Below are 15,487 nucleotides of genomic sequence, written 5' to 3'. Positions count from 1 at the left end.
GCGAACCGCCGGCGCTGCCGGTGCACCACCGGCGAGCGGAACAGTGCCCGCTAGAAACGGTCGACAAACTGTGAGTCAAGCCACTCCCGGAAGCGCGGCACCCAGTCGCCGTCGGTGGTCGGCCAGTCGAACTGACCGGTCATCGCCAGCACACCGATCACCACTGCGGCCAGCCCGATCAGGATGCCGAACAGCGCGTCGGTCTTGCCGGCGACGTGCCGGCGGCGGGTGGCCATCAGGCCGAGCACCGAGAGGACCGCGCCGACCGCGCCGAGCCCGATGCCGTACCCGGCAAGCGTCCCGGTCAGGACGAACAGCGCGCCGGCGACCGCGACGATCAGGCCGAGGGTGGCCAGCAGGCTGGCGCGGGGCTTCGGGCCACGCGTCACCGGCGGCTCGGGGGCGGTCCGGTCCGGGGTCGTGTCGACCGGGCGGTCGGTGGTGTCGGGTCGCCGGGTGGTGCCGTCCGGGTGGGAGTCCCGCCCGGTGGTGCGCGTCCCGGGCCGGGCCTCGGTGTTCGTCCCGGCCACGGCGGCGGGCCGGGCCTCGGTGTCCGTCCCGGCCACGGCGGCGGGCCGGGCCTCGGTGTCCGTCTCGGCCACGGCGGCGGGCCGGGCATCGGTGGTCACCGCCCGGGTGTCGGTGTCCGCCGGGCGCGCGACGCTCGGGCGGGTGTCGGTGTCGACGGGCCGCGCGGCGGCGGACCGGGTGTCGGCGCCGACGGACCGGCCGGTCGAGCGGGTGTCGGTGTCGACCGGGCGCGCGGTGGCGGCGCGGGCCACCGCCGCGCGCTCGCTGGCCCGCCGCTCGGCCTCACTGCCCTGGCCGTTGCCGCTGGTGTACGGCGTCTGCTCGGCGTCCCGGTCGGTGACCTGGTTATCGCGGCCGTCCACGCGACCGTCGAGGTTCTCGTCCCGCGCCGGCTCGGACCGGCGGGACAGCGAAGGAATCCTGACCACTACACACCTCCTGATGGGTACGGCCATGAAGTACCCCGCTGCGCGTTTTCTGACACCAATACCGGGTACAGATGCCACGCCCGGTCTGACCTCGATCAACACGACGTCCGGAAAACCGGTCTTTCCGCGCTCCCGGACGGGCCCGGCTTGCTTGAACCCGGCGCTGGGCGCAGCACCCGCAGCCCGGCGTGGAGCACGAACACCTCCCGCTTGTCCACGGCGACGTCCCTGCCGTTCAGGGCGTAGCCGGTCAGCCAGACCCAACCCTGGTATGTCGGGCGCGGGTCGACACTCACCAGTCGCAGGCGCAGCGCCCGGTCGCCGGCGAACTGCACCGAGCACGCCTCGCCGATCAACAGCAGGTCGCCGGGCTTGAGGTCGCCGGGCTTCCGGCCGGGCTGCGCAGCGGTCACGTCGGCCAGTGCCCACGGTTGATCGGGATGCGGTGGCGGGCTCGGCAGGGCAGCTCCGCGCCGCACCGGCACACGGTGCGCCAGCGGGACCAGCTCCAGACCGGCCGGTGTCGGCGGGCGAGGGTCAGCGCGGTGACCAGGAGGTATTCGTTGTACGACACGCGCATCGTGCGTCCCTCCGATAAATAGCGCAAACACGCTATTGTCGACGCCATTTACGACGCCTTTCCGGAATGCTGTGGCGCGTGACAGCATGTTCCACCCTGGCCACCTTGTGCAATCTTTCGCCCCGCCCTACTGTCAAGTCGAAATGACGCACGAGGAATGAACCAGAAATGCGTACGTGGTGAAACATTCCGTGTTGCACGAGGAGAGCGGTGATGTTGCATGACGGATGAAACAAGCGGATCGACCGTCCCCCGGCGGCAACTCGGGCGGCTGCTCACGCAGCTCCGCGAGGACGCCTCCGTGACGCTGGACGCCGTCGCCGAGGCCCTGGACTGCTCGCGGCAGAAGGTGTGGCGGATCGAGAAGGGCCTGGTGCCGGTGCGGGTGGTGGACGCGCGGGCGATGTGCGTCCTCTATCGGGTGCCGGACGCGATGGGGGAGATCGTCGCCGGCCTCGCGAAGGAGACCCGCGCCAGGGGGTGGTGGCACTCGTACGGTGATGTGGTCCCGTCGTGGTTCTCGTTGTACGTCGGCCTGGAATCGTCGGCCGCCAGTTTGCGTCAATACGACGCGGAGTTGATTCCCGGGCTTCTGCAAACCCGGGAGTACGCCGCCGAGCTGTTCCGCCGCAAGAACCCGACGATGACCGCCGACGAGCGGGAAAAGCTGGTCGAGGTGCGGTTGCAACGGCAGGGCATCCTCGTCCGCCGACTGCCCCCCGCACCCACCCTTCGGGTCGTGTTGAGCGAGGCGGTGCTGCGGCGCACGATCCCCGACCACCGGGCGATGACCCAGCAGTTGCGCCACCTGCTCGACGTGGCCGCGCTGCCGAACGTGAGTCTGCGGGTGCTGCCGCTCGCCGCCGGTCCGCCGCTGGCCAGCGAGACGGGCACCTTCGTGCTGTTGGACTTTCCGCAGGCGTTCGGCCGGGCGTCGACCGAGCCGACCACCGTCTACCTGGAGAACATCACCGGAGCGCTCTACCTGGACAAGCCGGCCGAGGTGGCGGCCTTCGAACATGTCTGGTCGGACCTGGAAGCGCTCGCGTCCGGTGAGGCAGAATCAGAGAAAATGATCACTTCGATCATCGAGGAGCATCATGACTGACCTTGCCGGTGCGACCTGGCGCAAGAGCACCCGCAGCGGCGGGAGCGGCGGCAACTGCGTCGAGGTGGCCGACAACCTGCCCGGCGTCGTGGGTGTGCGCGACAGCAAGGACCCGACCGGGCCCACGCTGACCTTCGCCCCCGCCTCCTGGGCCACGTTCGTTCGCGGCGCCACCCAGCTCCACCGAGGCTGACCCGCGCGGCTGGCTATCCTTGGCAGCCGTGCCAGAGGGACACACGATTCACCGCCTCGCGATCCGGCACGCCGAGCTGTTCGCCGGGGACAAGCTGCACGCCGCCAGCCCGCAGGGCCGCTTCGCCGAGGGCGCCGCCCGGCTCTCCGGGACCGTGCTGGACACCACCGAGGCGTACGGCAAGCACCTGCTGCACCACTACGCGGGTGAGCTGACTCTGCACGTACACCTGGGGTTGTATGGCAAGTTCGCCGACGGGCCGGGAGCGCCGCCGGAACCGGTCGGTCAGGTGCGGCTGCGACTGGCCAGCGACCGGCACTGGCTGGACCTGCGCGGCCCTACCGCCTGCGAGCTGCTGACCCCGCCCGAGGTGGCCGCGCTCCGCGACCGTCTCGGGCCGGACCCGCTGCGCGCCGATGCCGACCCGGAGCGGGCGTACGCCCGGATCTCGCGCAGCCCCACCCCGCTCGCCGCGCTGCTGCTGGACCAGTCGGTGGTGGCCGGGACCGGCCTGATCTTCGTGACCGAGGCGCTGTTCCGGGCCGGCCTGCCACCGACGATGCCCGGTCGGAAGCTCGGCCGTGCCGGCTGGGACGCGCTCTGGCGCGACCTGGTCGACCTGATGCGGCTCGCGGTGCGGCAGGGCCGGATCGACACCGTCCGGGACGTGCACCTGCCCGAGGCGATGGGCCGGCCGGCCCGGGTGGACCGGCACGGTGGCGAGGTGTACGTCTACCGCCGCCCCGGCGCGCCCTGCCACGTCTGCGGCACCGAGATCCTGCGCGGCGAGCTGGCCGGCCGCAACCTCTACTGGTGCCCCACCTGCCAGGTCGGCTGACCGCCCACCGCCCACCGCCGCCCGCCCGCCCTGTCCGCCCCGCTCGGTCGCGCAGTCCCCGCGCCTTGATCGCGCTGTATCCAGGTTGTAGTGGCCTCCCGAGCGCGGCAGGCCACTACTTCCTGGTTCGAGTGCGATCATGTCCGAGCCGCGCTTTGCGTTCGAGCGCGATCATGTCCGAGCCGCGCGTTGGGTTCGGTCAGCGGCTGGCGAGGAGCCAGCGGACCACCTCGATCTTCTCCGGCGTGACCTGGTCGTCGGCGATGCTCCAGGCCAGCGTCTGGCCGATCGTCCAGGCCCGCACCCGTTCCCGGTCGAGCCGCAACTCGGCGCTGAGCCGGGCCAGCCGACGCCGGACGGCGGACGGCGAGTGGCCCAGCTCCGGGCCGCGCACCATCGGCACGACCGAGAACTCCCGCTCCCCGATCAGCGGCTTCGGGTCGATGGCCAGCCACGGCTCGCGGTCGGCGGCGAGCACGTTGCCGGCGTGCAGATCCTGGTTGACCAGCACCTGTTCACCCTGGCTCGACGCCAGGTCACCGAGCAGCGCGAGCGCCGCGTCGAGGAGCCGTCGCTCGTACGGTCGGCCCGCGCGTTCCCACGTGTGCGGCATCCGGTCGATCCAGCCGGCGGCCTCCTCGGCCAGCGGGGTGAACGGTGTGTCGGCCGGTTGCCAGAGTCGGGGCAGCAGCGCGATCACGGCGTCCAGTGCGCTGTCCATCGGCAGGTCGTGCAGCGGGGTGCCGGGTTGGCAGCGCTCCACCAGCAGGGCACGCCGCTGCCCGTCGTGGGCGAGCAGACGGACAGCCCCGTCCCCGTTCCAGTGCGCCAGCGCGGCGGCCTCGTGCCGGCTGTCCTCGTCGGGATACTGCACCTTCAGCACGGCCGCCGTGCCGTCCGGCAGGTGGGCGGGGAGCGCCAGCGAGGCGTACGCCTGGGGGAAGGGCGGCCCGAGTCGCAACGACCACTGCTCGGCGCACTCTCGCAGCCGGTCGGGGATCGTGGCCAGCCAGTCCCGGCCGGCCGGCGTCCGGCGTACCCAATGGAGGGCCTCGGGCACGATCATGGCCGGATCGGCGCGGGGGCGCGGCGGTCCTCGGCCGGGAGTGGGCACGGCGGTCGGGTCAGCGCGAAGTACGACGCGGCGGCCAGGAGCAGCCCGACCCCCCACAGCGTGTAACCGCCCATCTCGAGCAGCAACGGCAGGAAGGGGCCGCGGACGTCGCCGCGGAGCCAGGCGGTCATGCCGGCGATGCCGAAGTACGCGGTCAGGCTCGCGCCGATGAACAGGCCCGTGCCGAGAACCAGCCAGCGCGGCACCGCCCGGCCGCGCAGCGGCGTCACCCAGGTCGGCCAGAGGCGGCCCCAGCGGTGCGCCAACGCGAGGGGGAGCAGCGTGCCGGCCAGGCTCATCAGCAGCATGAAGACGATCATCGCCGTCCAGGACAGGCCGTTCGCCCGGCTGGCCGCGGAGGGCCACCGCCCGGCGATGGTGTCGACCAGCCACACGCTCATCCGGGCCAGGTAGCCGGCGACGGCGAGGTAGGCGCCGGCGTAGGCCCAGCGGGGGGTGGCGTCCGCCCGGCTCTCCGGTGACCGGCCGTGGACGCGCCCGCAGGCGTCGCACGAGCGGGTGGCCCGCCGCCGCTCAGCGGCGGCGATGAGCAGGCACAGGATTCCGCCGAGCGCCCCGCTGCCGGTCGCCAGCAGGCTGGTGACGATGCCCTCACTGGGCCCCTCGAAGAGCAACGAGACCAGGACCACCGGGAACAGGAACGAGTACACGCACAGCGCGACGCCGGCGACCGCGTTGAGCCCGGCGAGCAGGCGATGGCCGGTGTCGTCCCGTTCGCGGTGACTGATCGCGGCGGCCAGGCAGGCGACCGCCGCCAGCGTGCCCAGGACCACCGGTAGCCAGCCGCCCGGGAAGTAGGACTCCCGACCCTTCAGGAAGGCCGGCGCGCCGTCGATCGCCCACCACACGTGGACCGCGACGTATCCGATCTGCCAGGCCGCCGCGGCGAACCTGATCCGTCCATCGAATGTCATACCCACAGTGTCGACCCCCGGGATGAGACGACGCTGAGGGACCTGAGTCTCTGGTCAGGTCCGTGGTGTCGACGGCACGGTGGCCCGAGGCGACGGTAGGAGCGGGTGGGCCGGTGTGACGTGACCGGAATTGACAGTCGGCCGGCCGCCGGAGCAGGGTTGAGGAGTGACAACGATGTCAACGGACATTTAGTGCTGGACGGGCCTGCCCTGGTGCGCTTTTCCGTCGACAATGTCCCGGCGCGGATTCGCTCCGTCGCCGAACCCTGGCTGCATGTTCCTTTCCTAACCGACGGGCTGAGATGACCGACGTGCCCCAACCTCACACCGAGGGGACCCCCGCTCCTACCGGGTCACCCGACCTGCCCCACCTGGACGACCTCCTCGTCGACCAGGCCCGGACACTGCTCGACACGGCCCGCCGCTCGGTACGGCCCGAGGGCGGTTTCTGGTGGCTGACCGACGACCGCACCCCGGACCGCGGGGAGCCTGTCTTCACCTGGATCACCTGCCGGATGACCCACGTGGCCGCGCTCGCCCACCGCAACGGCGACCCGACCGCCGCCGCCCTCGTCGACCACGGGGTCGCCGCGCTCGACACGCTGCTGCGCGACGACCGGTACGGCGGTTGGTTCAGCGCCGTGGACCAGCAGGGCACCCCCGTCGACGATCGCAAGGCCGGCTACGACCACGCGTTCGTGCTGCTCGCGGCGTCCAGCGCCGCGCGTGCGGGGCGACCCGGCGCGGATCGGCTGCTCGCCGACGTGCTGACCGTCGTACGCGAGCGGTTCTGGGACGACGACGCCGGGGCCGTTCGTGAGTCGTGGAACCGGGACTGGACGGTCACCGAGGACTACCGCGGCGCCAACAGCAGCATGCACATGGTCGAGGCGTTCCTCGGCGCCACCGCCGCCACCGGCGACCCGAGCTGGGCCGACCGGGCGCTGCGGATCGCCACCCACCTGGTGCACGGCGAGGCCGCCCGGCACGACTGGCGGCTCCCCGAACACTTCACCACCGACTGGACGCCGCTGCCCGACTACAACAAGGACCAGCCCGCCGACCCGTTCCGGCCGTACGGGTCCACGATCGGACACTGGCTGGAGTGGGCCCGGCTGCTCCTGGAGTTGGAGGCGGTCCTGCCCCAGCCGCCGCACTGGCTGCTCACCGACGCCCGCGCCCTCTTCGCCGCCGCCGTGCGCCGGGGCTGGGCCGTCGACGGCGCCGACGGTTTCGTCTACACGATCGACTGGGACGACACCCCGGTGGTGCGCTCCCGGATGCACTGGGTGCTCGCCGAGGCCATCGGCGCGGCGGTCACCCTCGGCCGCCGCACCGGGGACGCCGTCTACGCCGACTGGTACCGGGTCTTCTGGGCGTACGCCCAGCGCACGCTCATCGACCAGACCGGGTGGCGGCACGAGCTGGACCCGCGCAACAGGCCCGCCGACACGGTCTGGCACGGTCGGCCGGACGTCTACCACGCGTACCAGGCGGTGCTGCTGTCCCGCTCGGCCAACGGGCTCGGTGGTCCCGGCCCGCTCGCCCCCGGGGAGGTGGCCGCGTGATCGTCGTCGCCGGTGAGGCGCTCATCGACCTGGTGGTCACCGCCGACGGAGAACGGGCCGTGCCCGGTGGCTCGCCGGCCAACGTCGCGGTCACCCTGGCGCGGCTCGACCAGCCGGTACGGCTGCTGGCCCGGCTCGGCGCCGACGAGTACGGGCGGCAGGTCGCCGAGCACCTGGACAGCAACGGGGTGGACCTGGACTGGGCGGTACGCGCCGAGGAGCCCACCTCGGTGGCGGTGGCCACCCTGAACGCCGCGGGACAGGCGAGCTACGAGTTCCGGCTGGCCGGGGCGGCAGACTGGCAGTGGACCCCGCAGGAGCTTCCCGAACTGGCCGGTTCACCGGCGGTCGCGCTGCACAGCGGGTCGCTGGCGCTCGCGCTGGCTCCCGGCGCCGAGGTGCTGGAGGGGCTGCTCGCCCGGGAACGTGACCGGGGTGGGCTCACCATCTCCGTCGACCTCAACCTGCGGCCGAGCATCGTCACCGACCGGGCGGCGGAGCAGGAGCGCGTACGCCGGCAGGTGCCCCTCGCGCACCTGGTCAAGGCCAGTGACGAGGACCTGGCCTGGCTCTACCCGGACCGACCGGTGGCCGAGGTGATGACCGAGTGGCAGGCGGCCGGGGTGTCCTGCGCGGTGGTGACCCGGGGCGGTGACGGCGCCTGGCTGCTCGCGCCCGACGGCTCGCTGCACGAGCAGCCCGCCGTCCGCACCGTCGTGGTCGACACCGTCGGCGCCGGCGACTCGTTCACCGGCGGCCTGCTGGCCGCGTTGGCTGACCTCGGCGCGCTCGGCGACCGGCCAGCCGAACGGCTCGCCGCGGTGACCGGGCCGCAGTGGGCAGCGGTACTCCGGCAAGCGGCCACTGTTGCCGCGCTGACCTGTGGCCGCCGAGGCGCAGACCCACCCCGCCGCCCCGAGGTAGAAGCCCTACTAACCAGCTAACCCCCCTCGCGCCCGTTTCCGCCCGCGCCCCGTCCCCGCCCCGTCCCCGCCCCGTTCCCGCCCCGTTCCCGCCCCGTTCCCGCCCCGTCCCCGCGATCTTGCACTTGCTGTCGACGATCTGCGCGTTTCGTGCCTTGTGTCGGGACAGTAAGTGCAAGATCGTCGGGGTTGGCGGCGGGGGTGACCCGATCCTCACGCTGTCGCGCCCTGGCGCCCCTGGTCGTCGCTGCCCGCGCTGATCTCGCTGCCCCGGCTGCCCTTCGCTTGCTCCGCTGATCTTCCTGTCCCTGCCGCCCTCGTCGATCTTGCACTTGCTGTCGTCGACTTGCGTGATTCACGCCTTTTGTCGGGACAGAAACTGCAAGATCGCGGGGAACGGGGGCGGGGAGCGGGGGAGCGGGAGCGGGAGCGCGGGGGCGGGGAGCGCGGGGAGCGCGAGGGCGGGAGCGAAGAGCGCGGGGGCGGGGTGGTTTAGGGGAGGCCGCGGGGGAGGAGTTTGGTGGGTAGGACCGTCGTGGTGGGGGTGGTGTCGTCACCGGCTATGCGGTTGAACAGGCGTTCGGTGGCGACGCGGGCCAGCTCCCGGGTGTCGTACGCGACGACGGTCAGCGGTCGGGGCATCAGGTGGGCCAGCTCGAAGTCGTCGAAGCCGACCAGCGCCGCCGCGCTGCCGCGCCGGTGCAGCTCCTGGAGCGCGCCGACGGTGAGCCGGTTGTTGGCGCAGAAGAAGGCGGTGGGCGGGTCCGGAAGGTCGAGCAGCGCGGCGACCGCCCGGCCGGCGTCCTCGGGGGAGATGAGCCGTTCGCGCAGCAGTGTCTCGTCCGGCGCGACGCCGGCGGCGGCCAGCGCGTCCCGTGCGCCGACCAGTCGTTCGCGCATGGTGGGCACGCTCGGCGCGCCGAGCAGCAGGCCCACCCGCCGGTGTCCCTCGTCGAGCAGCGCGGCGACCCCGGATCGGCTGCCGCCCCTGTTGTCCAGCAGCACGGCGTCGGCTTGGAGCCCCTGCGGCGGTCGGTCCAGGAACACCACCGGCATGCCCAGCTCGACCTCCCGGCGCAGGAACGAGTGGTCGAGACCGGCCGGCACCACCAGCAGGCCGTCGACCCGGCGTTGGGTGAAGTCCTGGAGCAGGGCGCGTTCCCGTTCCGGGTCCTCCTCCGAGGAGGCGGTGATCAGCATGGTGCCGTGCGCGGCGGCGATCTCGGCGGCCACGCTGGCGATCGTCGCGTAGAACGGGTTGGCGATCTCCTCGATGAGCAGCCCGACGGTGGCGTTGAGCTGCCGGGAGCGCAGGTTGCGGGCGATGTCGTTGCGCCGGAAGCCCAGCTCGGCGATGGCTGCCAGCACCCGGCTGACCAGCTCCTGCCCCACCGGCTCGTCGTTGACCACGCGCGAGACGGTTTTCAGGCTGACGTCGGCGCGTCGGGCCACATCCACCATCGTCGGGCGTCGCCGCGCGGTCGGTCGGGTCGGGGTCTGGGTCACGGGGTGGTCCTCCACGGCGGGCGCGGGTCAGCGGGCGAGCGCGGCGAGCGCGTCCACCGCTTTTCGGGCGGCGATGAGCACCGGATCCCACACCGGCGCGTACGGCGGAGCGTAGCCCAGGTCCAGTGCGGTCATATCGTCCACCGTCATGCCGTTCCACAGGGCCACGGCCAGCGTGTCGATCCGTTTGGCCGCCTCGGACCAACCGACGATCTGCGCGCCGAGCAACCGGCCGCTGGGCCGCTCGGCGATCAACTTGACGGTCATCGGCCGGGCACCCGGATAGTAGCCGGCCCGGTTCGTCGACTCGGCTATCACTGAAACGAATTCGAAGCCGGCGGCGGTGGCCTCCCGCTCGCGCAGGCCGGTGCGCCCCACCTCCAGGTCGCAGACCTTCGTCACCGCCGTGCCGATCACGCCCGCGAAGGTGGCGTACCCGCCGCCGATGTTGATTCCGGCCACCCGCCCCTGTTTGTTGGCGTGCGTGCCCAGCGGCACGTGCACCGGCAAGCCGCTGACGCGGTGCAGCGTCTCCACACAGTCACCGGCCGCCCAGACGCCGCGGTGGCCGGGCACCCGCATCTGGCGGTCCACCCGGATCGCCCCGGTCGGCCCGATCGGCAACCCGGCGGCCTCGGCGAGCGCGGCGTTGGGGCGTACCCCGAGGCCCAGGACCACGACGTCGGCCGGAATCGGCCCCTCGGCGGTGACCACGGCGGACACCCTGCCGTCCTTCTCCTCCAGGCCGCTCACCGGCAGGCCGGTCCGGACGGTGACGCCCAGGCCGCGCATGGCGTCGGTGACCAACTCGGCCATGTCGGGGTCGACTGTCGCCATGGGCTGCGCCCCCGCCTCGACGAGGGTGACCGAGAGGCCGCGCTGGATCAGGGCCTCGGCGATCTCGACGCCGATGTACCCGCCGCCGACGACCACGGCCCGGCGCGGTCGCGGCTCGGCGTCCAGCCAGTCGCGCAGGGCGGCGCCGTCGTCGAGGGTCTGCATGCCGAACACGCCCTGCGCGTCGGTGACCGCCCACGGCGGCTGCACCGGTACGGCGCCGGTGGCGTACATCAGGTCGTCGAAGCGCTCGCGGACCTCGCCACCGCCGTCCAGGTCCCGGGCCACCACCTCGCGGCGGTCCAGGTCGATGGCGGTGACCTCGTGCCGCATCCGGACGTCCATCACGTACTCGGTGCGGAACGTCTGCGGGTCGCGGGCGATCAACGCCTCCGGGCCGGGCACCAGACCGCTGATCCAGTACGGGATGCCGCACGCGGAGTAGGAGGTGAAGTGGCCCCGCTCGAAGACCACGATCTCCAGGTCGCCGGCATTGCGCCGACGTCGGGCCTGGGATGCCGCCGACATGCCGGCGGCATCCCCACCGATGACGATCAACCGTTGCGCCACGGGTTCATCCTGTCACGCGGTGATCAGCCGCGGGTCTGCCGCGCGACGTCCTGCACCACGTCGGTGAGTCGGCCGGTGCGTTCGAAGACCGCGCGCTGCCGTGCTGCGCCGCTGCCGTGCCGGCGCAACCCGCCCAGCAGGTCGGTCACCTCGGCCCAGTCGCCGTGCTGCTCCAGCGCCGGCCGCAGCCGGTCCACGAACCGTTCCAGCAGCTCCCAGGCCGGGCGCACCTCACCGGTGGTGACGTCGACGCCGTCGCCCTCCAGCCCGTCGTGGGCGGCCCGCCAGTGCGCGCCGACCAGCAGGTGGTGGTCGGTCCGCAGCGCCGGTCGGTCGGCCTCGATGTCCGCCAGGGCGGTGGCCACCAGCGCCCGGACCAGCGCGGCGACGAGCACCGCGTCGTCCACCGTCGGGCAGACGTCGCCGATCCGCAGCTCCACCGTCGGGTACTTGGCGGACAGCCGGGCGTACCAGTAGAGCATCCCCTCGTCGAGCATCACCCCACTGGAGATCAACTGGCGGATCAGCCGCTGGTAGTGCTCGTGCGACTCCAGCCACGGCGTCGGGGCCACCGACGGCCACCGTTCCCACTCGACCGAGCGCCAACTCGCGTAACCGGTGTCCTCGCCACCGGCGAACGGCGAGTTGACGGTGACCGCGTGCAGCATCGGCAGCCACGGCCGTACGTGGTTGAGCACCTGTACGCCGGTGTCCGGGTCGGGTACGCCGACGTGCACGTGCATGCCGTTGTTGCCGGGGCCGGGAACCAGCAGCCGGAACCGTTGGATCATCCGGTCGAAGCGGGGCTTGTCCACCACCGGCGGCACCGGGCCGTCCACCGGGCCGGTGCCGATGGCGAGCAGGCGTACGCCGGCCCGCTCGGCGGCGTCGGCGAGCGCCCGGCGCAGCACGCCGAGGGAGTGCCGGATCGACGACAGCTCCAGGCCGGGCGGGCTGCCGATCTCGATCTGACTGGTCTGGAACTCCCGCTCCACCTGCCCGCGCAACTCGGCCGGCACCTGCTCCATGACCAGGTCGACGGCCGGGACCGCGGCCCCGGTGTGCGGATCGACGAGCAGGAACTCCTCCTCGACGCCAACGGTGAGCAACCCGGTCGCCGCGGCCATCTCGCCGGGCGCCTCCGCCACCTGACCGGTCATCGACACCACCGTCCCGTTCTGCCGTACGCGGTCCGTCCGCGTCGGTCCGCCGCTTGGTTACCCAACGTGGCGATGCCGGGAAACGTGGCGGCGACAGGTCGTGCCGGCCGGCTGTCGAATCGGAAGAGATCGACGTTGACAAATGTGCGGACGGAACGTACAACTGCGAGAGAGCGCTCTCTCGACCCCCGTCCCCGCAGAGAGGCACGTCCATGTCACAGTCCTCGGCGGCCTCCGCCGTCCCGCACGTCCGACGCCGGCTGCGGCTGGCCTCCGTCCTGCTCGTCGCCACCACCACGGTCCTGGCCGGCGTCACCGTCACCGCGCGGGCGGCCGTGCCGCCACCCCCGAGCGGCTGGAGCATCGTCTGGAGCGACGACTTCACCGGCGCCGCCGGCACCCTGCCGTCATCCGCCAACTGGATCATCGACACCGGCCACAGCTATCCCGGTGGTCCGGCCAACTGGGGCACCGGCGAGATCCAGAGCTACACCGCCAGCACCGCCAACGTCAGTCACGACGGTGGTGGCAACCTGCGGATCACCCCGCTGCGCGACGGTGGCGGTGGCTGGACCTCCGCGCGGATCGAGACCGTCCGTAGCGACTTCAAGGCCCCGTCCGGCGGTGTGCTGGCCATCGAGGGTCGGATCCAGATGCCGAACGTCACCGGTGCCGCTGCCGCCGGCTACTGGCCGGCGTTCTGGGCGCTCGGCGCGCCCTACCGGGGCAACTACCAGAACTGGCCGGGCATCGGCGAGTTCGACGTGATGGAGAACGTCAACGGCATCAACTCCGTCTGGGGCGTGCTGCACTGCGGCGTCGCGCCGGGCGGGCCCTGCAACGAGTCCAACGGCCTCGGCGCGTCCCGGGCCTGTCCGGGCTCGACCTGCCAGTCCGCGTTCCACACGTACCGGTTCGAGTGGGACGCCTCGATCAGCCCGCAGCAACTGCGCTGGTACGTCGACGGCCAGCTTTACCACACCGTCACGTCCAGCCAGGTCGGCGCGACCGCCTGGTCGCAGATGACCTCGCACCAGGGCTACTTCCTGCTGCTCAACGTCGCGATGGGCGGCGCCTTCCCGAACGGCGTCGCCGGCAGCGGCACGCCGACGGCGGCCACCGTCCCGGGCCGACCGATGCTCGTCGACTACGTGGCGGTGTACCGGCGTGGCGGTGGCACCACCCCGCCGCCCACCACGCCACCACCCTCCGGCACCCGGGACGCGTACGCGCAGATCCAGGCCGAGTCGTTCAACGGGCAGAACGGCGTGCTCGTCGAGGCGTGCGCGGAGGGCGGGCAGAACATCGCCGCGCTGCGCAACGGTGACTGGGCGCGCTACGACAATGTCGAGTTCGGCTCCAGCACGCCCCGGGACTTCGTGGCCCGGGTCGCCTCCGGCGCGGGCGGCGGTGTGAGCGGCCTCGTCGAGGTGCGGCTGGACAGCCCGACCGCGACGCCGATCGGCAGCTTCGCGATCGGCAACACCGGCGGCTGGCAGAGCTGGCGCTCGGTGCCCGGCAACGTGGGCGCGGTGACCGGCCGGCACTCCGTGTACCTGACCTTCACCAGCGGCCAGCCGAACGACTTCGTCAACGTCAACTGGTTCACCTTCCGCCGCTGAACCGACCCGCTCGGGCCGCCGGTCGCACCCGCTCGGGCCGCCCGTCGCGCGATCCCGCGACGGGCGGCCCGGTTCGCGCGCGCCGACCCCTGGACAGAAACAGTTAACTGTCTTAATAATTGGCGGCAACGTCGATGTCCATGAATGCCCGTCCGGGCGCGGAGGGTCCCATGAAACGCTCCAGATCCCTTGCCCTGTCCCTCGTCGCCACCCTCGCCGCGACCCTCGGGGCGGCCTGGGTGGCGCTGCCCGCGTACGCCGCCGGGCCCACCGCCAGCTTCGTCAAGACCGCCGACTGGGGCTCCGGCTGGGAGGGGAAGTACACCATCACCAACGGCGGCAGCACGACGATCAACGGCTGGAGCCTCGCCTTCGACCTGCCGTCCGGCACCACCCTCGGCAGCTACTGGGACGCGCTGCTCAGCTCCGCCGGCCAGCGGCACACCTTCACCAACCGGTCCTGGAACGGCACCATCGCGCCGGGCGGGTCGGTCTCCTTCGGCTTCCTCGCCACCGGCTCCGGCTCACCCAGCGGCTGCCAGCTCAACGGCGCTCCCTGCGGCGGCGGCGCCCCGCCCACCACGCCGCCACCCACCACCACACCACCGCCGACGACCCCACCGCCGACCACTCCGCCCACCGGTGACCTGCCCAAGCACCTGCTCACCGGCTACTGGCACAACTTCGACAACCCGGCTGTCGAGCTGCGGCTGCGCGACGTCCCCGCCGAGTACGACCTGATCGCGGTCGCCTTCGCCGAGGCCACCTCGACCCCCGGCGCGCTCACCTTCGGCATCGACCCGGGGCTGTCCGCCGCGCTCGGCGGCTACACCGACGCGGACTTCACCGGCGACGTCCGCACCCTGCACAGCCGGGGCAAGCGGGTGATCCTCTCCGTCGGCGGGGAGACCGGCCGGGTCACGGTGAACGACGCCGCCTCCGCCGCCGCGTTCGCCGACACGGCCGCCGCGCTGATCGCCCGGTACGGCTTCGACGGTGTCGACATCGACCTGGAGAACGGGCTCAACCCGACGTACATGGCGCAGGCGCTGCGCGCGCTGCGGGCCCGGGTCGGGTCGAGCCTGATCATCACGATGGCGCCGCAGACCATCGACATGCAGAACCCGGCCAGCAGCTACTTCAAGCTGGCGCTCGACATCAGGGACATCCTGACCGTCGTCAACACCCAGTACTACAACTCCGGGGCGATGCTCGGCTGCGACCAGAACGCCGCCTACTCCCAGGGGACGGTGAACTTCATCGTCGCGCTGGCGTGTCTCCCGCTGGAGGCCGGGCTCCGCCCCGACCAGGTCGGCCTCGGCCTGCCCGCCGGTGCCGGGGCGGCCGGTGGCGGCATCGTCGCGCCGAGCGTGGTCAAAGCCGCCCTGGACTGCCTGGCCCGGGGCACCAACTGCGGCAGCTTCCGCCCGCCGCGCACCTACCCCGGCATCCGTGGCGCGATGACCTGGTCGGTGAACTGGGACGTGAGCAACGGCAACGCCTTCGCCCGTACGGTCGCCCCGCACCTGGACACCCTGCCCTGACCATCCCGCTTGCACCCGGCGACGCCAGCG

The 15,487-nt window shown here is 72.5% G+C and carries 15 protein-coding genes; 7 read left to right on the top strand and 8 right to left on the bottom strand.

All coding sequences use genetic code 11. The annotated features are described in order from the left end of the window. Positions 1-50 precede the first annotated feature (50 nt). The 3 genes from O7634_RS04315 to O7634_RS04305 all read right to left on the bottom strand — a co-directional run bounded on the left by O7634_RS04315 (position 51) and on the right by O7634_RS04305 (position 1,539). The gene (locus tag O7634_RS04315) at positions 51-959 is read right to left on the bottom strand and encodes a thrombospondin (RefSeq protein WP_278148872.1); all 909 of its coding nucleotides are present in this window, start codon (positions 957-959) and stop codon (positions 51-53) included. Between the two features lie 95 nt (positions 960-1,054). Beyond that, positions 1,055-1,372: a hypothetical protein gene (locus O7634_RS04310; protein ID WP_278148871.1), complete on the bottom strand. Its 318-nt coding sequence runs from the start codon at positions 1,370-1,372 to the stop codon at positions 1,055-1,057. Then, positions 1,369-1,539: a hypothetical protein gene (locus O7634_RS04305; RefSeq protein WP_278148870.1), complete on the bottom strand. Its 171-nt coding sequence runs from the start codon at positions 1,537-1,539 to the stop codon at positions 1,369-1,371. Before O7634_RS04305 ends, O7634_RS04310 begins: the two co-directional genes overlap by 4 nt. 220 nt (positions 1,540-1,759) lie before the next feature. Here O7634_RS04305 and O7634_RS04300 point away from each other — a divergent pair, with 220 nt between their 5' ends. From O7634_RS04300 to O7634_RS04290, 3 genes are read left to right on the top strand one after another with little or no spacing between them, the layout of a single operon-like run. Next, positions 1,760-2,647: a helix-turn-helix transcriptional regulator gene (locus O7634_RS04300; RefSeq protein WP_278148869.1), complete on the top strand. Its 888-nt coding sequence runs from the start codon at positions 1,760-1,762 to the stop codon at positions 2,645-2,647. After that, positions 2,640-2,840: a DUF397 domain-containing protein gene (locus tag O7634_RS04295; RefSeq protein WP_278148868.1), complete on the top strand. Its 201-nt coding sequence runs from the start codon at positions 2,640-2,642 to the stop codon at positions 2,838-2,840. The genes O7634_RS04300 and O7634_RS04295 overlap by 8 nt, the downstream gene beginning before the upstream one ends. A 28-nt stretch (positions 2,841-2,868) precedes the next feature. Then, on the top strand, positions 2,869-3,678 hold the full coding sequence (locus O7634_RS04290; protein WP_278148867.1) for a DNA-formamidopyrimidine glycosylase family protein: 810 nt from the start codon (positions 2,869-2,871) through the stop codon (positions 3,676-3,678). 199 nt (positions 3,679-3,877) lie between these two features. Here the strand turns inward: O7634_RS04290 and O7634_RS04285 are convergent, their stop codons facing one another. Both O7634_RS04285 and O7634_RS04280 read right to left on the bottom strand, forming a co-directional pair. Then, a complete protein-coding gene (locus O7634_RS04285; protein ID WP_278148866.1) occupies positions 3,878-4,744 on the bottom strand; it encodes an aminoglycoside phosphotransferase family protein in 867 nt (288 codons plus the stop codon). After that, entirely contained in the window at positions 4,741-5,727 is a 987-nt protein-coding gene (locus O7634_RS04280; protein WP_278148865.1) for a hypothetical protein, read from the bottom strand. Before O7634_RS04280 ends, O7634_RS04285 begins: the two co-directional genes overlap by 4 nt. 302 nt (positions 5,728-6,029) lie before the next feature. Here O7634_RS04280 and O7634_RS04275 point away from each other — a divergent pair, with 302 nt between their 5' ends. Both O7634_RS04275 and O7634_RS04270 read left to right on the top strand, forming a co-directional pair. Then, on the top strand, positions 6,030-7,295 hold the full coding sequence (locus O7634_RS04275) for an AGE family epimerase/isomerase (protein WP_347404238.1): 1,266 nt from the start codon (positions 6,030-6,032) through the stop codon (positions 7,293-7,295). Continuing rightward, positions 7,292-8,239 carry a carbohydrate kinase gene (locus O7634_RS04270; RefSeq protein ID WP_278148864.1) on the top strand — a complete coding sequence of 316 codons (948 nt, stop codon included), beginning with the start codon at positions 7,292-7,294 and terminating at the stop codon, positions 8,237-8,239. Before O7634_RS04275 ends, O7634_RS04270 begins: the two co-directional genes overlap by 4 nt. A 471-nt stretch (positions 8,240-8,710) precedes the next feature. On the opposite strand, the gene O7634_RS04265 is transcribed toward O7634_RS04270, so the two are convergent. From O7634_RS04265 to O7634_RS04255, 3 genes are all read right to left on the bottom strand, one after another. Continuing rightward, positions 8,711-9,679: a LacI family DNA-binding transcriptional regulator gene (locus O7634_RS04265; RefSeq protein WP_278153867.1), complete on the bottom strand. Its 969-nt coding sequence runs from the start codon at positions 9,677-9,679 to the stop codon at positions 8,711-8,713. Between the two features lie 72 nt (positions 9,680-9,751). Next, on the bottom strand, positions 9,752-11,131 hold the full coding sequence (locus O7634_RS04260; protein WP_278148863.1) for an FAD-dependent oxidoreductase: 1,380 nt from the start codon (positions 11,129-11,131) through the stop codon (positions 9,752-9,754). Positions 11,132-11,154: 23 nt separating this feature from the next. Beyond that, positions 11,155-12,291 carry a glutamate--cysteine ligase gene (locus O7634_RS04255; RefSeq protein ID WP_278148862.1) on the bottom strand — a complete coding sequence of 379 codons (1,137 nt, stop codon included), beginning with the start codon at positions 12,289-12,291 and terminating at the stop codon, positions 11,155-11,157. Between the two features lie 212 nt (positions 12,292-12,503). Between O7634_RS04255 and O7634_RS04250 the strand changes: the two genes are divergently transcribed. Together O7634_RS04250 and O7634_RS04245 are read left to right on the top strand one after the other, a co-directional pair. Beyond that, complete coding sequence (locus O7634_RS04250) at positions 12,504-13,913, top strand: carbohydrate-binding protein (protein ID WP_278148861.1); 1,410 nt, start codon at positions 12,504-12,506, stop codon at positions 13,911-13,913. 170 nt (positions 13,914-14,083) lie between these two features. Further along, the gene (locus tag O7634_RS04245) at positions 14,084-15,457 is read left to right on the top strand and encodes a cellulose binding domain-containing protein (RefSeq protein WP_278148860.1); all 1,374 of its coding nucleotides are present in this window, start codon (positions 14,084-14,086) and stop codon (positions 15,455-15,457) included. The last annotated feature ends 30 nt before the right edge of the window (positions 15,458-15,487 follow it).

The organism is Micromonospora sp. WMMD1120 (assembly GCF_029626235.1).
Classification (GTDB): domain Bacteria; phylum Actinomycetota; class Actinomycetes; order Mycobacteriales; family Micromonosporaceae; genus Micromonospora.
This window is presented reverse-complemented; position numbering and strand designations above follow the sequence as displayed.

Coding starts and splice junctions, on each gene's coding strand:
- O7634_RS04305 (WP_278148870.1), bottom strand. CDS start 1,539: ATGCGCGTGTCGTACAACGAATACCTCCTGGTCACCGCGCTGACCCTC.
- O7634_RS04300 (WP_278148869.1), top strand. CDS start 1,760: ATGACGGATGAAACAAGCGGATCGACCGTCCCCCGGCGGCAACTCGGG.
- O7634_RS04295 (WP_278148868.1), top strand. CDS start 2,640: ATGACTGACCTTGCCGGTGCGACCTGGCGCAAGAGCACCCGCAGCGGC.
- O7634_RS04285 (WP_278148866.1), bottom strand. CDS start 4,744: ATGATCGTGCCCGAGGCCCTCCATTGGGTACGCCGGACGCCGGCCGGC.
- O7634_RS04280 (WP_278148865.1), bottom strand. CDS start 5,727: ATGACATTCGATGGACGGATCAGGTTCGCCGCGGCGGCCTGGCAGATC.
- O7634_RS04275 (WP_347404238.1), top strand. CDS start 6,030: ATGACCGACGTGCCCCAACCTCACACCGAGGGGACCCCCGCTCCTACC.
- O7634_RS04265 (WP_278153867.1), bottom strand. CDS start 9,679: ATGGTGGATGTGGCCCGACGCGCCGACGTCAGCCTGAAAACCGTCTCG.
- O7634_RS04255 (WP_278148862.1), bottom strand. CDS start 12,291: ATGACCGGTCAGGTGGCGGAGGCGCCCGGCGAGATGGCCGCGGCGACC.
- O7634_RS04250 (WP_278148861.1), top strand. CDS start 12,504: ATGTCACAGTCCTCGGCGGCCTCCGCCGTCCCGCACGTCCGACGCCGG.
- O7634_RS04245 (WP_278148860.1), top strand. CDS start 14,084: ATGAAACGCTCCAGATCCCTTGCCCTGTCCCTCGTCGCCACCCTCGCC.